Source organism: Limosilactobacillus agrestimuris, assembly GCF_943193105.1.
In the GTDB taxonomy this organism is placed as follows: Bacteria; Bacillota; Bacilli; order Lactobacillales; family Lactobacillaceae; genus Limosilactobacillus; species Limosilactobacillus agrestimuris.
Window position 1 is genome coordinate 1 of sequence record NZ_CALPCW010000019.1, and the last position, 19,059, is coordinate 19,059.

Genomic DNA, 19,059 nt, shown 5'->3' on the forward strand with positions numbered 1-19,059 from the left:
CGGTGCAGTACTTTGCCTTAGACTTCTTTCAGATTCCACCTCACAGTGGACACCCTTGTCCTCAGCTCATGGTTCCGGCTACTACGGCCCATAGCGGACTTTCACCACCTAGCTAATACCCATGCCGGGCGCACCATTAAAAAGGGGATGAGAAAAAACTAAACGTTTTTTTCTCATCCCCTTTCCATATTTAGCGATCTCCGAACCTATAGAGTCTAATCGCGGGAATTAACTGAGGGACTCGAGCCTAACGCAGCGAAGCAAGCCTATTCGGCTACGAACGATTCTGATGAGTTTATCATCATTCATCGTTCTAGGTTAGTCAACCGTCCCTCCGAGAAAGCTAATTCCCAGCTTGTTTTTTGCTACTCAAATTTTTTACTTTAATACCAGTTCCGCTTTACAAAATTTTCTCATATTGTTCCAATCAATTTCGTAGCCTAGCCCGGGACGATGAGGAACATTGACGTAAGTTCCATCCAGCTCAACTACTGGTTTGATAATATCTTGATTATAATAACGAGTTGAGGCAGCAATATCATTAGGAAGTGTATATCCTTGGAGAGTAGCAATTGCAATATTTTCCGCTCTTGCCACTCCAGAATCTAACATCCCGCCACACCAACATTGAATACCATGCTTACTTGCGTATTCCTGAATTTGTTTTGCTACTCCTAATCCGCCAACCCGAGCAACTTTAATATTAATAATACGACCACTACCCAATTGAATCATCTGCTTAGCATCAGCTAACGAAAGAATACTTTCATCCAGACAAATCGCTGTCTTTAATTTGGATTGAAGTTGTGCATGATCGACTAAATCGCCTGGTTCCAACGGCTGTTCAATCATGATTAACCCCAACTCATCAAGCCGTTGTAGCATCGGTAAATCTTTTAAGCGGTATGCCGAATTGGCATCAGCCATCAGCATTGCTTCTGGGAACTCGTTCCGGACAGCTTTAATAAACTGATAATCGGCTCCCGGTTTTATTTTCATTTTTATTCGCCGATAACCATCATTGAGATAGCCGCGAACCGTTTCAACTAATTTCTCCGGTGAGGATTGAACACCAATACTAACCCCAACTTCAACTTTTTGTTTGTCTCCGCCCAGTGCTTTTGCTAATGGAAGCTGAAGCTGCTTAGCATATAAATCCCAGAGTGCACAATTTACACATGCTTTGCTCATATTATTTCGCCGAATATGACTAAATAGTTGATAAATATCATCTGGATGATTAATGTCATGGCCAACAACTTTGGGTAATAATTGTTCTTTTAATAGTTCCCATGCTCCTGAGCGAAATTCTTCATTATAAAATGGAACATCAAAAGCTGAACACTCTGAATATCCACAATTACCATCCTGATCCGTCAACTCTAAGATAATCGTGCGCTTATACTTAATTACACCGAAGCTAACTTCAAAAGCGTTCCTTAAGGGTAAATCAATTTTAAATAATCGTGCCTTTTCAATTTTCATCTCATCACTTTCTCCCTACTAATTTGCCTTTTTACCATGGATAGTTAATGAAGCAACAAATGCCAGTAATGCAAAGAATGTTAATACCAAGAAGGCTGCAGTATAGCTATGAGTACCTTGGATAACAAGGCCAATTAGAATTGGTGCTAAGAAGCCCGCGAGTTGCCCACCAAAATTAACTACCCCAATTGACGCCCCGTAATTTGTTTTTGCAACTAATTGTGCCACAAAAGCATAGGAGGCAGCGAAACCAATTGATTTAGTAAAGTAGGCTAATACTTCAAAGGTAATCACCCCGGTCAAACTTAGTGAATGAAACATCCCATACATGAATACCATAGTTACTAGAGCTGAAAGAGAAATTAGCCATTTCTCGTGACCGGTAAAGAACTTGACCATAATGAATCCGGCGATAAATGATCCGATTCCTGCCGTGATGGAAGGAAGAGGAACTAGCCAAGCAATTCCTTTTAGATTAATATGACGTGCTTGAAGAAGGTAAGTAGGCATCCAAGTATCTAATCCCTTTGTAATCACGCTAAAGCCAAACACAACTACCGAAAAGCTTAATACTCGCCAGTCAAACTTTCCTTTAACCTTTTGATCTCCTGTATCATAATCTGGAATTTCACGATTTAATGGTCGCTCGAAGAAATAATAGAATGCCAAATAAACAAGGCCTAACACCCCAACGACATGAAATGCACCACGCCAACTTAACAAGGCAATCAAGGGAGCTACAATAAACGGCGCTAGTGCATTTCCAATATAATTAGATGAAATAGCAACCGCGGATGCTTGACCACGTTTATTTTCTGGGAATGCCAAGCGGACCTGTTTCATTGCTGCCGACGGATATGATCCTTCACCAATTCCAAACAAAACCCTAATAATAATTAGCGAAGTAAATGACCAAGCAAATCCTGTCATCACGGTAAATACTGACCAGGCCAAAAGCGAGATCACCGTCATCCATTTAGTACCAAACCGGTCGACAAGCCAACCACCTGGAACCTGCATTAATGAATAACTAAAGAAAAAAGCAGAGCCGACTACTCCTAATTGAGCTGGAGTTAACGTAAAGCTTTTTCCAACATAAGCAAGTGCAATATTCATTGCGGAACGATCAATAAAGCAAATAATAAATCCTAAAAAAACTAATACTAATGTTCGATACGACTTTGGCCTTTCATTCTGGCTCATTAAATATTGTGATTCATCCATAAGGTAACCTTCTTTCCACTATTTAGAATTTAAATTTCGACAAAGATAAGCAATAATCTTTATCCCATCAAGAAAAGCATCAATTGTTATATTCTCATTCGGTGCATGATTATGCTGATCATAATTTGCTAAGGGAATAGTAAACGGCGGAATCCCGACAATATCTCTCCAAATATAATTAGGAACACTGCCAGGCATTACCGGCTCAATCAATGCTTTACCGGTGGCTTCTGTAATTGTCGAAACCAGCCGAGGGATTAATGGGTTACTTGCTTCAATTTTTACAGGATCAAGCTTAACCAAGTACTTAATTTGGATTTGTTTCTCATCTAATTCCGCTTTAAGCGTGTCATTAATTAATTTAACTGCCTCATCACATGTCTGGTCAGCAACCAAGCGGCAATCAACAATTGCAGTTGCTTTACCTGGAATAATTGTTTTTACCCCATTTCCCTCATAACCACTACTCAAACCGTTAATTGTCATTGATGGTTGAAACATCAGCCGATAGTAATAATCAAATTTATTCTTATAAATTGGTGCTGGAATATTGTCCGGACTTGGCAGAGCATTTAACCACTCTCGTTCTTGACTGCTTGGCTCAACGACTCCTTTATAAAATTCTTTAATTCTACATTGACCAGTTAATGGGTTAATTAACTTATTTAAAACCCGCATAAGTTCAACAGCCGCATTCTTACTAACATTTCCAAAATTTCCTGAATGCAGATCACTTCCGTTAGTCCTTACTCCTAACCTAAACGATAAGACACCCCGGTTTCCTAATCGTAAAACATGATCTCCTGATTGACTTATTGATCCATCCATTACAAAAACTGCTGAAAGGTTATTTAGGTACGGATCTTTCAAGGTGCGGACTGTTTGAATAAGATGCGGACTTCCAATCTCCTCTTCACCCTCAATGAGAATTCTGGCTGTAAAAGGTAACTCCCCATATAATTGCTGATAAACATAAAAGCCACATATTTGTGCAATTAATTGGCCCTTATTATCGCCAGTACCACGACCATACAAGCGACCATCACGCTGAGTCAATTTGAATGGCTTTACTTTCCATTCAACCAATTTTCCTGGTAACTGAACATCATAATGCCCATAAAATAAATATTCATTATCCTTCCCTGGAGAAAGGGTTGCGATAATAATTGGATTACCTGCCGTTTCAATAATCTCCACTTTCGCATGAATGAATTGTTCTAAAAGTTCTTTCAAGAATTTAACCGTTGCTTGGATTCCTTCTCCTGTTTGACTAAGACTTTTTTGACTTACAAAGTTAGCCAATAGGTTAATAAACTGCTGCTGATTTTTCCTAACATAGTCATCAATCGTCATTTCATCACCTCCGAAATTATAATATAATTAGAATATTCTCATTTATTTTTAAAATCCAATATTACTTTTTATGTAGCTAATAGCAAAATTGCTATGAAAGAGGTAACAAAGATGAACTTAACGCAATTGAAATACTTTACCGAAGTCGTCAAAACAATGAATATGACAAAAGCAGCAACTAAATTACATGTTGCACAACCATCTATCAGTCGCAGTATTCGGGAGTTGGAGAACGAATTAGGCGTTTCGTTATTTATTCGTCAAAGGAAGAAGCTAATCTTGACCGCTCAAGGTAATTATTTTTTTACGGTAGTTAATCGGTCATTCAATCAACTACGGTTAGCAAAGGAAAATGTAAAGGCAATTCACTCACTTAACAATAAAAAGATCACTATTAAGATGTGTGAAACTACTCCCTTACTGGTTTCGTTTCTCAAAATAATTCATAACAAATATCCACAAATTAATCTTCAATTTATCCAAAGTAAAATCGATAACGATCCTCGGCATTATGATTTTCAGCTTGTGCCTCTACCGGTTCCTGAGCAACATAACGAATTATTACTATCCGAAGAGGTCTTTTTGGCAACGAGTAAGGAAAATTCACAGGCAACATTTCAATTGGAAAAAATTAACCAACTACCCCTAATTGAAATGAACGAGTCACCATTTGCCGACTTTATCCAACGCTTTCTTTCTGCACAAAGAATAGATCCTCAAGTTGTATTACGAACAGGCGATCGTAATCTCATGATTAATTTAGTAGCTCAGGGTTATGCTTCATGTTTTGTTCCTGAATTATCCTGGAACTCTACAACTAATCTTGAAAAAATTTCATTACATAAAATTGGGAAGAATGGCTTTCATAGAAGAATTTATCTCTCCTATCCCTATGGACCAAGGACAAGCATTCAAGAGCAAGTTGCAACGCTCCTTCTTAATTACTGTCATTCTTTAAAAAAGACATAGTTCCCCCGAGCTAACTGAGAAAGAGACAGTCAAATATAAGCGGTTAATCCTTATTACTTAAATAAAGGACAAACAGTGAAATACACAAACGGCCCCCAGTACTCGGCAAATCCGAACTCTGGAGACCGTTTTTCATTATTGAGAGATTAAAATTATTGTTGCTGAATAGATGATAATTCCTGATATTGTTTCATCATCCAGTCTGTATAAGTCATCTTTTGACTTGGCTTTGTTTCAGTTACCTTTAAAACGGGAACATGATTCTTTTTAGCAAGCTTAACGAGATTATCTACAACATGATCACTTGCTTGGGTATTATCAACAAAGGAAGCAATTTGGTGGTTCTTGATTGCAGTCTGAATTTGAGCAATATCTTTAGGCGAAGGATCGGTTCCCTCTTCAATTGCCTTTTCAAAGTGTTGATCCATTACTTTATAACCAAGGCTTTTCAGCGCATAGTCAAATACCGGTTCACTTACCGCAACTTCCTTCTTTTGCGGATTTACCTGGCTCTTAACTTGAGCAATCTTTTGGTCAAGTTGATCCAATGATGCGATATACTTTTTAGCATTTTGCTTGTAGTAGTCAGTATGTTGAGGATCGATCTTACCATAATCCTTAGCTAACTTATTAGCGAATTTCTTCATGGTATTTGGCTGATACCAAATATGTTCGTTGTCACCAACTTTTTTACCCATCAAAGAGCCAACGTTAACCACCTTAATGTTCTTCTTATTATCACTAGACTTAACCAGCCTATTCATCCAATGATCATAATCGATCCCATTTTCAATCACGACATTCGCTTGTTCGACCTGTGAAGCCTGCTTGATTCCTGGCTTATAGTCATGGGGATCAACCGAAGAATTATTAATAAAGGAAGTCACCTTCCCTTGATTACCAGCAACAGCCTTAGCAACTTCACCGTAAAAGTTAAGCCCTGTGACTACCTTAATTGGTTTTTGGCTACTAGCACTTGCTGTATGAGTCATCCCTAACGGTAAAATTAATGTTAATGATAACCCAACTATTACAAGTCTCTTAAAAAATGCTTCATATCCCTTCTTCTTAATCGTAACGATTACTATTTACGACAACGAATATATTAAACACTCCTTACTAAAAATGCAAGTCTTTTTTTAAGTAACAAAAAAGTCTTAGCACTAGGACTTTCCTAATACTAAGACTGCTTAATCTTATTGGACTGCTTTAATGTTAATTACCGAATTATCACCGTCATTTGCCTCCAAGCGAAGAAGGTTCGCTGCTGATTCATTTTGCTGAAGGTCTTCAGTTCCATGGTCAACCCCATCGAGTTTATTATCACCGTCGTCAGTATGGAGAATAAAGCCATCGGCATGTGAAGAAATCACTTTATTGTCACCGTCATCAGTTTTCACCGTGTAGTGTCCCTTAAAGATTACTCTGTTACTGGTAAAGTCACCGTCGCCAAGAGTTGTCTTTCCTCCAGTTGCAGTGAGATTATTATAAACAACGTTACCATCAGCAACGTTAATATCCATGTTCTCCAAATCAACATTTGTAATACTCAAATCGCCATCAGCAACATCAAGTTTTCCGGCTAATTTAGTCCCCTTAGGCACTGTAATAATAATGGTATCGTCTCCATTATTGTAGGAAAAGAATGTCCCATGACCCTCACCTTGATGAATGGTTGCGGACTGATTAGTTACCATAACCTTAGGAAGTCGTGCATTACTACCTTGGTAACTAATTGAGAATTTTGATCCTGTCTTGATTAAAACATTAGCACTTGAGCTAGTAAGATTAACTCTATTAAACCCTTTAGCTGTACTTAATTTTTTAGTAACTTGTTTCTCAATTACTGGGGTAGCTCCCTCAAAACTAACATTTTTCATTCCGTGACCGGCAAAGCCAACTACCATTAAAACAATCCCAATAACAAGTATTCCTAGACCAATCTTAAATGTTTTTTTCATGCTTCTCAGCCTTCCTTTGAAGTAGTTTTTGGTAAATATACTTAGCTAAATTAGCAATTGCCTGTGCTAACCAGCGAATAATCCAATATCCTACGGGGATACATAAGAGTAAAAAGCCAATCATTGTTACCCCAATTCCGGCATACAGGATCCCCGTCATTGGTGCAGCAGCAATAACTCCAAGTCCTGAATAGATCATTACCCCGCTACCAAAAATCAAGCCAACTAGAGTTCCTAATATTCCCACACTGACCCCAAAGACAGCTGCCAAGGCGCAAATAAGAACAATTAATGCTCCCAGACTTAACACAAACGTAATTGGCGATGTAATGATTGCAATAACTACTAACCAAAAGACCCGCCAGTTGGAACGGGGTGATGCTGTATGGCTGTTCTTAATTTCCTCATTATTTGCCTTAATTGAGTAATCCGCCAGAATCTTATGACTTAATTGTCGAGGATTTCCTAGCTCCTTAATAATCTGCTGGTAATTATCATAACCAGCATCCTCAATATATTCATTATAGAAATCTAACGCATCCGTTCTTTCTTCAGTAGTTAATGACGCTAAAAATTTTTTCAATTCTGAAATATACTTTTGGCGAGCATCCATTATTTTTTTCCACCCTTCTGATAAAAAATCTGATCCAAGTTTTGCTTATACCCTTCCCACATTCGCAAGATTTCCTGTAATTTTTGTTCACCAATTTCTGTTATATGGTAATAGCGTCGATTTCTCCCTTGAAATGGCTTATCGTAAGTTGTCAAATCGCCATTCTTTTTTAAACGGCGAAGGACCGGATACATTGTCGACTCTGAAACATCAATCACATTTTTTACCCTTTGCGTTAATGCATAGCCGTAATAATCGTCTTGTTTTAGAATTGCTAAAACAAGTCCATCAAGGAGTTCAGCTGTTATTTGAATCTTCATTTATTCTTCCTCCTTAATACATCTAATACTATACCTTATATAATATTGGATGTAAATATAATAATGAATATTCTTAAATTTAATTAAATTCATCGTTAATTATCAGATGCTCTGTAACCTAGTTTGATAAAATATAATTTACCTAATAAGCAATTAATAAAAAGGAGGACCATATGATTAAAGAATTTAAGGACTTTATTGCGCGCGGCAACGTTGTTGATATGGCCGTCGGTATTATTGTTGGTGCTGCGTTTACATCGATTGTAAAATCATTAGTGAATAACCTTATCAATCCACTACTCGGTATCTTTGTCGGTAAAATCGATCTCTCAAACCTTACCTGGACAGTTGGTGAAGCTCAATTTAAGTATGGAAGTTTTCTCAATGCAGTCATTAATTTTTTGATCATCTCCTTTGTAGTTTTCCTGATGGTTAAAGCAATTAATCGTTTTCGAATAAAGAAAGATGAAGAACCGGCTGAACCAAGCGAAGAAGTTCAGTACCTGAAAGAAATTACTGAACTGTTAAAGAAAAACGAAGGTAAATAACTAAATAGATTCCTGCTAATGGATTTATTATTTTTTAGCAGGAATCTATTATTTTTATTATCTACTTATCATTGGATTTACGCCGTTTTTTCTGTTAATATAGTCCAAAGGGGGTAGAAGTAAGTGAGGTGATTACAGGCAGAATTATAAGTAATAATCTACCTATATCGTTAACTGCAGAGGAATCTTTTCTACCCACACTGACTTACTAATTAAATATTAGCAATTATTTTCTAAGCCTAGTTCTTATAAAATATGAGCGTTTAATTAGTGTCTATCGTTCCCTTCACTAACCGGTATCGGCTAAAATTTTCTTGTTTAACATGTGCTTGCTAGTCTTGTTTCATTCGAATTGATTATAAGGAGAGATGCGTTATGTTTAACATTATTTTCTGGATTTTAGCTATTTGGTTTGTTGTTAACGTTATCTGGATGTGGTTCCAACTCGACAATCAAGTTCTGCAAAAGACTTTTGCCTGGATTAATGTTTGCGCAATCTTCATTGGATTCTGGGTTTACTACGGTGTAACCCATGACGCAAGCATGTTAAACGGCTGGTTCATTGCTTTGAATTGGATCAACATCGTTCTTGCTGCTATTCAATTCTACTTTGGTTACCGGGTTATTAATACTACAACTCACCACACTCACCCGGCAAACTAACCTAAATTGATAACACGAAAATTAGCGTATTCCATACACTAATCATAACCACCCGTAAAACGGGTGGTTTGTTCCTCGGCTAAAAGCCGATAAGAGAAGCCAGCGTCTCAAGGCGCTGGCTTTTTCTTCGTCCAAGCCAAAATGCTCTGACTACTTCGCTACTACTTTAAGCAGTATTAGTATTACTTCACCTTACCCTTAAAAGGGTCCGAGTATTCTATCGTTGTTAATTTATCGACTACCATATCATGCTTCTCTTGATCACGAATATATTTCTTGATGGTGGACTCATTTAATCCTACTGTGCTGACATAACAACCTTCTGCCCAAAAATGTCGATTGCCAAATTTATACTTTAAATTGGCATGATGATCAAACATCATCAATGCACTTTTTCCTTTCAAATATCCCATAAATTGCGAAACGCTTAGCTTCGGTGGAATACTTACTAATAAGTGAACATGATCAGGCATCAAATGTCCTTCAATGATCTTTACTCCTTTATACTGACATAGTAATCTAATATAATCTCGTAAATCTTTCCGATATTGATTGTAAATTATTTTCCGTCTATACTTTGGAATGAATACGATGTGATACTTACATAACCACTTCGTATGGGCTAAACTATTTAGTTTATTAGCCATATTAATTAAACCTCTTTTCCCTTACTTGATTTTGGTTTGAACACCTACATCTTAAGGCAAAAGAGGTCTTTATTTATATAATCTTATCCCCCACCCGCAAAGCAGGTGGTTTTTTGTTTCGCATACTCACTACGTTCGCATGCTCAACTAGGCCTAAAGGCATTAAATAAAAAGGGCGCAACAAGAAATTAACTTTTCTCATTACGTCCTTTTTATTTAAGTTCTTTTACCATCCACTGAATTAATTTCAAATTATCACCAATTTAAGTCTATTTTTGTGCTCGCGCTATTGCTTCTTCATAATCTTTGGTTCCAACAAAGATTTCGTGAGTATAAGGATTGATTCCCTTATTCATAGCACGCTTCCAAATAATAGCAAAGACAACCACATTAATAGCAAGTGATAGGATAGCAATTACTCCCATCATCGTTGGATCAGTCGCTCCAGGGTGAACTACAGGGTTCATTGCACCATTCTTATAGAGAACTGGAAGAACGGCAAATTCCCCGCTATCTTGGAATTCTGGAATAACTTGGGCAAACATACACCAAATTGCCAAAGTGTTGGCCCGGTCACCCTTATTCCATATTGCCGCTGCAAACGTTAGTGCAAGCAAGAGGGCCACACCACAATACCATGAATGCGTTGGAAGATTACTGTAAGTATATTCAAAGTTCCAAACATCATACGCTAAGATAAACAACCAGATCATGTCTGGCCAAAGCATATCATCCTCATTCTTTGAGGAGTAGATACCCCACCATCCAGTCATACAGAAAAACATTAATAATTCCAGCAATTCCGTTAAGGATGTTCCACCAACCTCCATAAAGCCAAACACCCTCAGACGAAAGCCACCATTGACTACCAGTCGTTTGCAATGCATTCATTCCACGAATAGCCGATTCAAAGTAACTCCCCACAGCGATAAAAATATTAATTGCTACAATGACAAACGGGAAGCATTTAAACCAGTATGCCTTACCTAGTTTGCCCCAATGATACTTAAGAATCATAAATCCAATACAGCCAAACGTTGCCGCATAAAGCTTTGCGTAGTGGAACCAACTATTCATGTGGACATATGTCTGATTATGCAATGCCCACGCCTGTCCCTGTGCAGCACAAATATAAATCGTTGCAAAATAAATTGTCAATGCAATCGGTAGAATCACGAAGAAAAAGAGTCCACCAGCTTTACTTCGCCGTGCTATTTCATTTGTAATAATCAAACAGGCAAATACTAATATACTAATATCCAACCAAATAATTGCCAGCCAGATTGGCTACCATAAACTTGAAATAACATGATATCTCCTCCTAACATTATTGTTATCGGTTACATTATCATTGGTTTTATTTTAACGGTGGAGAAAAGAGATATCAAACTCATTTTCGTACATTTGTCTTATAAAAAGACACTTATAAGCAATGATCGGATTTAACGATAAATTTAAAAATAAAAAGCCGGGAATAATCCCAGCCTTTTATTTTTATATTTGAAGTTAGACTACTTAAGGGTAACAGTAGCACCAGCGGCTTCAAGCTTTTCCTTGATGTCGTTAGCTTCGTCTTCCTTAACGTCTTCCTTGATTGCTGAAGGAGCACCGTCAACAAGGTCCTTAGCATCCTTAAGGCCAACACCAGTGATGTCCTTAACAGCCTTGATAACCTTAACCTTAGCAGCACCTGGTTCAGTCAATTCAACAGTGAAGCTGTCCTTAGCAGCACCGTCGCCACCAGCAGCACCTGCAACTGCAACTGGAGCAGCAGCAGAAACGTCGAATTCGTCTTCGATAGCCTTAACAAGATCGTTAAGGTCAGAAATTGATGCTTCCTTTAATGAAGCAATGATAGCATCCTTATCAAAAGCCATGATTATATTCCTCCAATATTTAGGTAATTAAATTTGATTTGATAGTATATGGTAATACAACAATTATGCGGCTTCGTCTTCCTTGTCGGCAACGGCCTTGACTGCACGAGCAATCTTCCGCATTGGGTCTTGCAATGCAGATGCAAGCATTGACAACAGATCTTCACGACTAGGCATAGTAGCGTATTCGTTAATTTCATCGAGAGTCTTAACACTCTTTTCGATGAAGCCACCCTTAATTTCAAGAGCGTCGTGGTCATCGGCGAACTTCTTCAAGATCTTTGCTGGGGCAATTGGATCTTCGTTAGAAAATGCAACTGCAGTTGGGCCAACAAAAGTGCTCTTAAGATCTTCGTAATCAGTACCTTCAACGGCACGTTCAAGAATCTTGTTCTTGATAACTGACATCTTAACACCGGCGTCACGAAGTTGCTTACGTAAATCAGTAACTTCAGCAACAGTTAAACCACGGTAGTCAACAACGATAGCTGATTCAGCATCGTTAATCAAATCAACAGTTTGCTTAACGATTTCAGCCTTCTTAGCAATAGCTGCTTCACTCATGAATTTTCACCTCCTGCAATGTAGTTTGATCGGATTTATAAAAAAATCCCTATGACCGCAGACATAGAGAAGGAACTTAATTTCTTCCTCGGCAGGCATACAAATTAAGGCTTTCGCCACCTGAGTCTTAGGCAGAGTCATATTTAATCAACTTCGATAGTATAACATCTTCCCGAATCCTTGTAAAGAATTATTCGAGGATTATTTATTTAGGACAGCTAGTCCCCTATTCTATTTGGTGTACAATTAATTTATTAACTTCATTTAAGGAGTACGAATCTATGAAAGAATACGGTCTCTTACTTGTTAATCTCGGTTCACCTGCAAAGCCAACAACTTCTGCCGTTAAGGAATACTTACGTCAATTCCTCGGTGACCATAATGTTGTGGAAGTACCGGCAATGGTTTGGAAACCAATATTAAACGGAATTATCCTCCCAATGCGTTCTTGGCGTTCAGCAACGTTTTATCGAGATTGCTGGCTACAAAATGGTTCACCCTTGATAGTCAATACGACCAACCTTACCAAAAAAGTTCAATCACTGCTTCCTCAATGGTCTGTCAAAATGGCAATGACTTATGGTAAACCAAGTATTGAAAAAACTTTGCTCCAAATGAAGCAGGAGTGCAAAAAGATCATCATTCTTTCGTTATTTCCCCACTTCACCCAAAGCACTACTCAGTCAATAATTGACCAAGTAAAAGCAGTTGACCCAACCTTGCCAATTATTGATCGGTTTGCTGATGATCCACGCTATATTAATATTCTTAGCCGTCATATTCAAACCGCATGGAATAAAGGAAACTACGATATGTTAATTATTTCCTATCACGGAATTCCTGTTTCAATGGTTAAACATGGTGATCCTTACCAAGATGAAACAGAACGAACAACTAGGGAATTACGAAAGCATCTAGCCATCCCTCAAAATAAGATTAAAATGGCATACCAATCAAAATTTGGTCCGATGCCGTGGTTAAAACCTTACCTAAAGAATACGCTCCTACAGCAAGTGCAACTCGGTAATCGAAATATTTTAATTGCTACACCATCATTTGTTACTGACTGCTTAGAAACTATTGAAGAAAATTCAATCCAAAATTATCAAGCATTTCGCGAAAGTGGCGGGAATAATCTTGAGATTGTCCCCGCACTAAATGATAGTACCCAATTTGCTAACTTCATCGCTGATCTTGCTAAGGAGCACCTAAAATAATGGAAAAAAAAAGCTTAGATGATATTAACGGAAGTGTTAATGTTCCTACAGTTTATGAAACAGCATTCTGGCAAAAATTCCTTGCATATAGTGGTCCCGGAGCACTTGTAGCTGTTGGCTATATGGATCCGGGTAATTGGTTGACCTCTCTCGCTGGTGGTAGCCAATATGGCTATTCACTACTTAGTGTACTTTTTGTTTCTATTATCGTGGCAATGATTATGCAGTCACTTTCAATTAAATTGGGAGTTGTCACAAGAACCGATCTAGCGCAAGCAATTGCTAAACGAGTCCCTAAATCGATCAGAATCGGACTCTGGTTATTAAACGAACTTGCAATGATGGCAACCGATTTAACGGGAGTAGTTGGCACATCGATTGCGCTCTACCTTCTTTTTCGCTTACCACTCATTATCGGAATCTTCCTCACTATTACCGATGTTTTTATTGTCCTTGCCTTTCTTCGCTTTGGAATTCGGCGGGTTGAGTTTATTGTCCTTGCAACAATCTTAATAGTAGGGACAATCTTTGCGGTTGAGGTATGCCGAGCCCACCCAAGCTGGACTGCCATCTTAAATGGTCTTATCCCTCAATCACAAATCGTTATCAATCACTCAGAGCTTCTTTTAAGCCTGGGAATTATTGGTGCAACAATCATGCCCCATAATATTTACCTTCACTCCGCATTAGCGCAAAGTAGACGTTATGATGAACATGATCCAGCTCAGGTCGCTGAAACCCTTAAATTTGCTAATTGGGATTCAATTATTCATCTCATCGCTGCATTAATTGTAAATGCCCTTTTGATTATCCTGGGTGGAACTCTTTTCTTCCACACTACAAACTTAAACAGTTTAGCAGACGTTTTTTACGGACTTAAAGATCCGCAAATTGTCGGTTCATTATCTAGTTCAATCATGAGCTGGCTATTTGGCTTTGCACTTCTCATTACAGGATTGATATCATCCATAACAAGTACACTGGCTGGACAAATTGTCATGGAAGGCTATATCAATATCCGGCTTCCTTTATGGAAACGCCGGTTATTAACCCGATTTGTAACATTAATTCCAATCATTATTACCGGAATTTTTATTCGCTTTAACGAGCAACAATTTGAGCAATTAATTATCTACGCCCAAGTTATTCTAAGTATTGCCCTCCCGTTTACTCTTTTTCCGCTCGTTAAAATTACGAATAATCAAAAATTAATGGGAAAATATGCTAATCATCGCTGGCAAGCAACCATTGAATATGCCATTGTGATCTTACTAACTGGGCTAAATCTTTCGGCATTATTCTAAGGAGATAATTATGAAGAAAAAATCACAACTGGCTACCGGTATAATTTGCTGGTTATTATTCGGTATTCTCTTAATCAACGTTAGTCATAACTCACACTGGATTACCCGTCTTGACCAACTTGGTTATCAATTAACACAGCAGACTTCTCCGTTGAAAACTCAGGTCATGATTATCCTGACCCATTTTGGGGATCCAATCATCATCCAAGCCCTCACAATCCTGATCGCACTCTACCTTTGGTGGCAAAGCAAGTTCAATCTTAGCCTCTGGTATATTCTCATTCAATTTGTCGGCTATTCACTGGTTATCCTTGTTAAGTATAACGTTCTCCGTACTCGACCAAGCAATAAACTCTTTCCGGCTAACGGTTATAGTTTTCCTAGCGGCCATACCTTTGCGACCGTCATCTTTGTGTTTACCATTCTCTCGTTAATTCTTCCTTACCTTCATCACCAAAGTTGGAAAATTACGTGGCAAGTAATTGGCGCACTTTGGATCATCACAATTATGATTACCCGAGTTTACCTCCGTGACCACTTTACCAGTGACGTTATCGGTGGCCTTCTTCTCGCTAGTGGCTGGTGGTTAATTACAGCTGCCTTTCGCCACCAGCTTTCTCAATGGTTAATTAAACCAATAACAAAGATATTTTAAACTAAATACCTCATAATTATTAGAATTCTATCTAATAGTTATGAGGCATTTTTATAATCTATCTCTGGAATTTTATTCTTAATTAAGAGTTTTTGCTTGGCCCACTCAACATCGTAAAATGATGATATCAATCTAGGACATTATTAGTGTGTAAATCCATACTTCTTCAATTCGGTTGTCTTATGGCCAACCAAAGCAGAATTATTAAGCGCTTTAATATCACGTTTCATATCACCGATAAATTCGTGTGCACGGCTCATTCCAAAGTCAGCCCGACAAACAATCCGTTGAACTTCAACTGTATCCAAATTCTTTGGTAGTGGATATGCTGGCACTTGCCATCCTTGCATCCGAAGACGATCGGCTAAGTCATAAAGTGACCAGTTTTGAGCAGTCAGATCTTTCAATTTATAGCAAATAATTGGAAGCTCGGTTCCGCCATTTACCATCTCAAACATACCCATCTTTTCAATTTCAGATGCCAAATAAACTGCTACGTCATGCGTACGCTTTTGAATCTTCTTGTATCCATTAAAACCAAAGCGAACAAAGTTGTAGTATTGACCAATAATTTGAGAAGCACTCCGTGAGAAGTTAATTGCCATTGTTGGTAATTCACCGCCAAGATAACTTACCTTGAAAATCAACTTTTCTGGTAAGAACTTCTTATCACGCCAAAGTACCCAACCAATACCAGGATAAACTAAACCATATTTGTGACCTGAAGAATTAATCGAAACGACATTCTTTAATTGGAAGTCCCACTTAATATCAGGTTCCATGAACGGAGCATAGAAACCACCTGAAGCAGCATCAACGTGAATATATACTTTATAATCGGTTGTTTTGTTATATTCTTCTACCAAGTCATTCAATTTTTCAATATCATCATAACGACCTGTATAGGTAATTCCCATAATTCCTACGATACCAATTGTGTATTTATCAACATAGTCCATAACAGTATCCATATTAAGGGATTGATGTTCTTCATCCATCGGAACCGTCCGTAATTCTACATCAAAGTATGTTGCAAACTTTTCCCAACAGACTTGATAACCAGATGAAATTACTAGATTTGGCTTATGTGCATGAATATCAAGTCCTAGTTTCTTTGCACGTTCACGCCAAGCAAATTTCATTGCCAAGCCACCAAGCATACAACCTTCAGAAGACCCAACGGTTGATGTTCCCATGTAATCTTCATCTTTTTGGCCATGCCAAAGTTTAGCAATAATATTTACACAACGATTTTCTAATTCAGCAGTACGTGGATATTCTGACTTATCAATTGCGTTTTTTTGCATCGTTTCTGCCATGATCTTCGTAGCATTCGGCTCCATGTACGTTTGACAGAATGTTGCTAAATTTTCACGCGCATTTCCTTCGTCAATTAATTGATCTTTAACAATACGGTATGCAACCGCTGGAGATACCGGTTCTGGATTTAATTCATATTTTGATAACGCATGGTCCGATGTATAAGAACCAAAGATTGGATCAAGCACATTATGCTTTTCTTGACTATTTTTTCCGTATAATCCTGCCATAAAATAGGACCTCCTTATTAATTTTACGAATTCTTAGAATCAGTTATATGGTGTTCACCACGTGCAATGGGCGGAACAGCTGCGTTAATATCCTTAGCTAGTAAGTGCTTTGGAGTACTCAACTTATGATCATGATGTTTAGAATAGAACTCGTAAATTGCGAATGGTAATAGTACAGCAACTATAAAACTAATTATTAAAACACATAGGTAAGCATGATGTGAACTTACTGGAAGATTGCTTGGTGGAACAAATGAAATAAAGAAGGCAAAGAGTGATACTAACAGACCACAAATAGCAACGATTGCCTTACATACTGTTCCTCCAGGAATCGAATAAGTTCTCTTAAGTTGCTTCTTCTTAAAGACTAAATCAAGATACCCAATAAAGAATAAAAGATATCCAACAAGGTAAATTACAACAGTTAATGAAATAGCAGCAAAGAATGAAACATTGTTGCTTCCACCACCGAAAGTTAGGACACCATCCCAAATAGATACGATAATTCCTTGCGTAATAATTAGCGCAATTGGAACATTATGTTTATTAGTCTTTTGGAAAAGCGGCGGAAGAAGCCCTTGCTGAGCTGTTGCAAATAATCCACGCGATGGACCAATAACCCAAGAACTAATTTCAGCCATTACCCCTAGCGCAATCATTAATGCAATTACCTTAACAATCCATCCAAAATGTGCGTTAAAGTGAAGCAATAAATACTTAAATGCCTGGACAACCCCAGCACTAAGAGACAATTCACTTTGAGGAACAACTGCAGCAACAGTGAATCCCCCAAAGGTATCAAGACAAATTGCTAAAATAACAAGAATGAACATTGCTAGTGGATAGTTACGACGTGGATTTTTTAATTCATTGATATGAGAAGCAGACGCTTCAACACCCATATATGCCAAAATAAATGATACAAAGACAACTAATGTGTTTAACTTTGTAAAGTTTGGCATAAATGCACTTGGTGAGAAGCTAACTTGCAATTTAGCACCACTAACGACATAACAAATCGCTAGAATAAATAGGATTAGTGAAGGAATTAAAATGCCAACAGCAAATCCAATTTTAGCAATGTATGCCGTATATTTTGTTCCCCAAAATTGTGAGAAAGTTAGGAACCAAAATACTACTAGCACTCCAAAAAATTTGATAACTGGCTGTTCATCTAGTGCTGGCCAATCAATAACGTATGAAAATGCACCAAGGATAAAGTAAATCATTGTTACAAACCCAACAGTGATTTGAAACCACTGAAAGAAGATTGCAGCAAATCCCCAGCACTTACCTAATGTATGAGATACCCAACTAAAGATCCCACCACCATTTTGATTCCATCCTTCAACGGTAGCCATTTCGGCTGCACATAGAGCAACTGGAAGGAACCAGAAGATTCCTCCAAGTATTAAGAAGAATACCAAGTGGAGCTTTGAGGTAGCAAAAGTAGGATACTCATAAACGGTAAGAACCATTGAAGCAGTCAGTGAGAAAAAGCCAAATAATGTCAAATTCCTCGTAACTTGCTTATTATGAGTCATATTTTTAACTCCTTTCAAAAGAAAGAGAGTAATTAGCGCTAATTACTAATAAGTAACCTATAAACAATAGCTATTATTTACGGTTATAAGTATATAACTTTTTTTATTTTATTTAAAATGATATGTTTTGAATAATTTAATATCATATGACAATTAAATATTATTATTTTTTATTATAAGCGTCTTCATATTAAGTATAATACTATTTAAATAAAGAAATAATAAGTAGCATTTATTATAAATAATTTAAATATAATAAATCAAAAAGGCTGAACTATAATTTCAAATTACAGTTCAGCCTTTTATGGACTTTAGGAATGATAATTTCCCATCTTTTATTTAGTTAGGGCGGTATGTGGGATTCGAACCCACGCGTGCCGGACCCACAAACCGGTGTGTTAACCAAACTTCACCAATACCGCCATAATAAGTCCAGAAATAATGATAACATATATTCACTAGTTAATACAATAAAATCGAGTAGGAGGTAATTGATTAGTTCAATTACCGACCTCTCACACCACCGTACGTACGGTTCCGTATACGGCGGTTCGACAATTTAATC

General features: G+C 37.6%; 20 protein-coding genes, 1 tRNA gene and 1 other annotated feature. Of the genes, 6 read left to right on the forward strand and 15 right to left on the reverse strand.

The genetic code is table 11. The features are described from left to right. Positions 1–378: 378 nt before the first annotated feature. From menC to NFR46_RS09090, 3 genes are read right to left on the reverse strand one after another with little or no spacing between them, the layout of a single operon-like run. Positions 379–1,485 (reverse strand): o-succinylbenzoate synthase, encoded by a 1,107-nt coding sequence (gene menC, locus NFR46_RS09080; protein WP_251576690.1) that lies wholly within the window; start codon positions 1,483–1,485, stop codon positions 379–381. Between the two features lie 18 nt (positions 1,486–1,503). Further along, on the reverse strand, positions 1,504–2,709 hold the full coding sequence (locus NFR46_RS09085; RefSeq protein ID WP_251576692.1) for an MFS transporter: 1,206 nt from the start codon (positions 2,707–2,709) through the stop codon (positions 1,504–1,506). Between the two features lie 18 nt (positions 2,710–2,727). Beyond that, a complete protein-coding gene (locus tag NFR46_RS09090) occupies positions 2,728–4,062 on the reverse strand; it encodes a M20/M25/M40 family metallo-hydrolase (protein WP_251576694.1) in 1,335 nt (444 codons plus the stop codon). 111 nt (positions 4,063–4,173) lie between these two features. On the opposite strand from NFR46_RS09090, the gene NFR46_RS09095 reads away from it, so the two are divergent. Next, positions 4,174–5,031: a LysR family transcriptional regulator gene (locus tag NFR46_RS09095; RefSeq protein ID WP_251576697.1), complete on the forward strand. Its 858-nt coding sequence runs from the start codon at positions 4,174–4,176 to the stop codon at positions 5,029–5,031. A 152-nt stretch (positions 5,032–5,183) separates the two neighbouring features. Here NFR46_RS09095 and NFR46_RS09100 read toward each other — a convergent pair whose 3' ends face one another. The 4 genes from NFR46_RS09100 to NFR46_RS09115 all read right to left on the reverse strand — a co-directional run bounded on the left by NFR46_RS09100 (position 5,184) and on the right by NFR46_RS09115 (position 7,925). Beyond that, positions 5,184–6,023, reverse strand: coding sequence for a metal ABC transporter solute-binding protein, Zn/Mn family (locus NFR46_RS09100; protein WP_251576699.1), 840 nt, complete (start codon positions 6,021–6,023; stop codon positions 5,184–5,186). 204 nt (positions 6,024–6,227) lie between these two features. Then, entirely contained in the window at positions 6,228–6,992 is a 765-nt protein-coding gene (locus NFR46_RS09105) for a DUF4097 family beta strand repeat-containing protein (RefSeq protein ID WP_251576701.1), read from the reverse strand. Next, positions 6,976–7,605, reverse strand: a complete 630-nt coding sequence (locus tag NFR46_RS09110) for a DUF1700 domain-containing protein (protein WP_251576703.1) — start codon at positions 7,603–7,605, stop codon at positions 6,976–6,978. Before NFR46_RS09110 ends, NFR46_RS09105 begins: the two co-directional genes overlap by 17 nt. Further along, positions 7,605–7,925, reverse strand: a complete 321-nt coding sequence (locus tag NFR46_RS09115; protein WP_251576705.1) for a PadR family transcriptional regulator — start codon at positions 7,923–7,925, stop codon at positions 7,605–7,607. Before NFR46_RS09115 ends, NFR46_RS09110 begins: the two co-directional genes overlap by 1 nt. Before the next feature lie 173 nt (positions 7,926–8,098). Between NFR46_RS09115 and mscL the strand changes: the two genes are divergently transcribed. Both mscL and NFR46_RS09125 read left to right on the forward strand, forming a co-directional pair. Next, positions 8,099–8,473: a large-conductance mechanosensitive channel protein MscL gene (gene mscL, locus NFR46_RS09120; protein ID WP_251576707.1), complete on the forward strand. Its 375-nt coding sequence runs from the start codon at positions 8,099–8,101 to the stop codon at positions 8,471–8,473. 375 nt (positions 8,474–8,848) lie between these two features. Further along, a complete protein-coding gene (locus NFR46_RS09125; RefSeq protein WP_251576709.1) occupies positions 8,849–9,136 on the forward strand; it encodes a hypothetical protein in 288 nt (95 codons plus the stop codon). A 182-nt stretch (positions 9,137–9,318) separates the two neighbouring features. Here NFR46_RS09125 and tnpA read toward each other — a convergent pair whose 3' ends face one another. The 5 genes from tnpA to rplJ form a co-directional block, all read right to left on the reverse strand. Then, on the reverse strand, positions 9,319–9,783 hold the full coding sequence (tnpA, locus tag NFR46_RS09130; protein WP_251576711.1) for an IS200/IS605 family transposase: 465 nt from the start codon (positions 9,781–9,783) through the stop codon (positions 9,319–9,321). 269 nt (positions 9,784–10,052) lie between these two features. Beyond that, positions 10,053–10,511 (reverse strand): DUF5692 family protein, encoded by a 459-nt coding sequence (locus NFR46_RS09135; RefSeq protein WP_420908600.1) that lies wholly within the window; start codon positions 10,509–10,511, stop codon positions 10,053–10,055. Between the two features lie 7 nt (positions 10,512–10,518). Beyond that, complete coding sequence (locus tag NFR46_RS09140; RefSeq protein ID WP_251576713.1) at positions 10,519–11,016, reverse strand: DUF5692 family protein; 498 nt, start codon at positions 11,014–11,016, stop codon at positions 10,519–10,521. Between the two features lie 278 nt (positions 11,017–11,294). Further along, the gene (gene rplL / locus NFR46_RS09145) at positions 11,295–11,660 is read right to left on the reverse strand and encodes a 50S ribosomal protein L7/L12 (protein WP_182581055.1); all 366 of its coding nucleotides are present in this window, start codon (positions 11,658–11,660) and stop codon (positions 11,295–11,297) included. Positions 11,661–11,723: 63 nt separating this feature from the next. Further along, on the reverse strand, positions 11,724–12,224 hold the full coding sequence (gene rplJ, locus NFR46_RS09150; protein WP_182581056.1) for a 50S ribosomal protein L10: 501 nt from the start codon (positions 12,222–12,224) through the stop codon (positions 11,724–11,726). A 31-nt stretch (positions 12,225–12,255) separates the two neighbouring features. Continuing rightward, positions 12,256–12,374, reverse strand: a sequence feature (ribosomal protein L10 leader region). 131 nt (positions 12,375–12,505) lie between these two features. Here rplJ and hemH point away from each other — a divergent pair. Genes hemH through NFR46_RS09165 form a run of 3 tightly spaced genes read left to right on the forward strand, consistent with a single transcriptional unit; the run spans position 12,506 to position 15,400 of the window. Beyond that, complete coding sequence (gene hemH / locus NFR46_RS09155) at positions 12,506–13,441, forward strand: ferrochelatase (protein WP_251576715.1); 936 nt, start codon at positions 12,506–12,508, stop codon at positions 13,439–13,441. Further along, the gene (locus NFR46_RS09160; protein ID WP_251576717.1) at positions 13,441–14,745 is read left to right on the forward strand and encodes an Nramp family divalent metal transporter; all 1,305 of its coding nucleotides are present in this window, start codon (positions 13,441–13,443) and stop codon (positions 14,743–14,745) included. Before hemH ends, NFR46_RS09160 begins: the two co-directional genes overlap by 1 nt. A 10-nt stretch (positions 14,746–14,755) precedes the next feature. Next, positions 14,756–15,400, forward strand: coding sequence for a phosphatase PAP2 family protein (locus NFR46_RS09165; RefSeq protein ID WP_251576719.1), 645 nt, complete (start codon positions 14,756–14,758; stop codon positions 15,398–15,400). Between the two features lie 143 nt (positions 15,401–15,543). On the opposite strand, the gene gad is transcribed toward NFR46_RS09165, so the two are convergent. The 3 genes from gad to NFR46_RS09180 all read right to left on the reverse strand — a co-directional run bounded on the left by gad (position 15,544) and on the right by NFR46_RS09180 (position 18,916). Next, positions 15,544–16,950, reverse strand: a complete 1,407-nt coding sequence (gene gad, locus NFR46_RS09170) for a glutamate decarboxylase (protein WP_251576721.1) — start codon at positions 16,948–16,950, stop codon at positions 15,544–15,546. A 23-nt stretch (positions 16,951–16,973) separates the two neighbouring features. Then, positions 16,974–18,494 carry a glutamate/gamma-aminobutyrate antiporter gene (gadC, locus tag NFR46_RS09175; protein WP_251576723.1) on the reverse strand — a complete coding sequence of 507 codons (1,521 nt, stop codon included), beginning with the start codon at positions 18,492–18,494 and terminating at the stop codon, positions 16,974–16,976. 347 nt (positions 18,495–18,841) lie between these two features. Next, a tRNA-His gene (locus NFR46_RS09180) sits at positions 18,842–18,916 on the reverse strand. Positions 18,917–19,059 lie beyond the last annotated feature (143 nt).

Coding starts and splice junctions, on each gene's coding strand:
- menC (WP_251576690.1), bottom strand. CDS start 1,485: ATGAAAATTGAAAAGGCACGATTATTTAAAATTGATTTACCCTTAAGG.
- NFR46_RS09085 (WP_251576692.1), bottom strand. CDS start 2,709: ATGGATGAATCACAATATTTAATGAGCCAGAATGAAAGGCCAAAGTCG.
- NFR46_RS09090 (WP_251576694.1), bottom strand. CDS start 4,062: ATGACGATTGATGACTATGTTAGGAAAAATCAGCAGCAGTTTATTAAC.
- NFR46_RS09095 (WP_251576697.1), top strand. CDS start 4,174: ATGAACTTAACGCAATTGAAATACTTTACCGAAGTCGTCAAAACAATG.
- NFR46_RS09100 (WP_251576699.1), bottom strand. CDS start 6,023: ATGACTCATACAGCAAGTGCTAGTAGCCAAAAACCAATTAAGGTAGTC.
- NFR46_RS09105 (WP_251576701.1), bottom strand. CDS start 6,992: ATGAAAAAAACATTTAAGATTGGTCTAGGAATACTTGTTATTGGGATT.
- NFR46_RS09110 (WP_251576703.1), bottom strand. CDS start 7,605: ATGGATGCTCGCCAAAAGTATATTTCAGAATTGAAAAAATTTTTAGCG.
- NFR46_RS09115 (WP_251576705.1), bottom strand. CDS start 7,925: ATGAAGATTCAAATAACAGCTGAACTCCTTGATGGACTTGTTTTAGCA.
- mscL (WP_251576707.1), top strand. CDS start 8,099: ATGATTAAAGAATTTAAGGACTTTATTGCGCGCGGCAACGTTGTTGAT.
- NFR46_RS09125 (WP_251576709.1), top strand. CDS start 8,849: ATGTTTAACATTATTTTCTGGATTTTAGCTATTTGGTTTGTTGTTAAC.
- tnpA (WP_251576711.1), bottom strand. CDS start 9,783: ATGGCTAATAAACTAAATAGTTTAGCCCATACGAAGTGGTTATGTAAG.
- NFR46_RS09135 (WP_420908600.1), bottom strand. CDS start 10,511: ATGCTTTGGCCAGACATGATCTGGTTGTTTATCTTAGCGTATGATGTT.
- rplL (WP_182581055.1), bottom strand. CDS start 11,660: ATGGCTTTTGATAAGGATGCTATCATTGCTTCATTAAAGGAAGCATCA.
- rplJ (WP_182581056.1), bottom strand. CDS start 12,224: ATGAGTGAAGCAGCTATTGCTAAGAAGGCTGAAATCGTTAAGCAAACT.
- hemH (WP_251576715.1), top strand. CDS start 12,506: ATGAAAGAATACGGTCTCTTACTTGTTAATCTCGGTTCACCTGCAAAG.
- NFR46_RS09160 (WP_251576717.1), top strand. CDS start 13,441: ATGGAAAAAAAAAGCTTAGATGATATTAACGGAAGTGTTAATGTTCCT.
- NFR46_RS09165 (WP_251576719.1), top strand. CDS start 14,756: ATGAAGAAAAAATCACAACTGGCTACCGGTATAATTTGCTGGTTATTA.
- gad (WP_251576721.1), bottom strand. CDS start 16,950: ATGGCAGGATTATACGGAAAAAATAGTCAAGAAAAGCATAATGTGCTT.
- gadC (WP_251576723.1), bottom strand. CDS start 18,494: ATGACTCATAATAAGCAAGTTACGAGGAATTTGACATTATTTGGCTTT.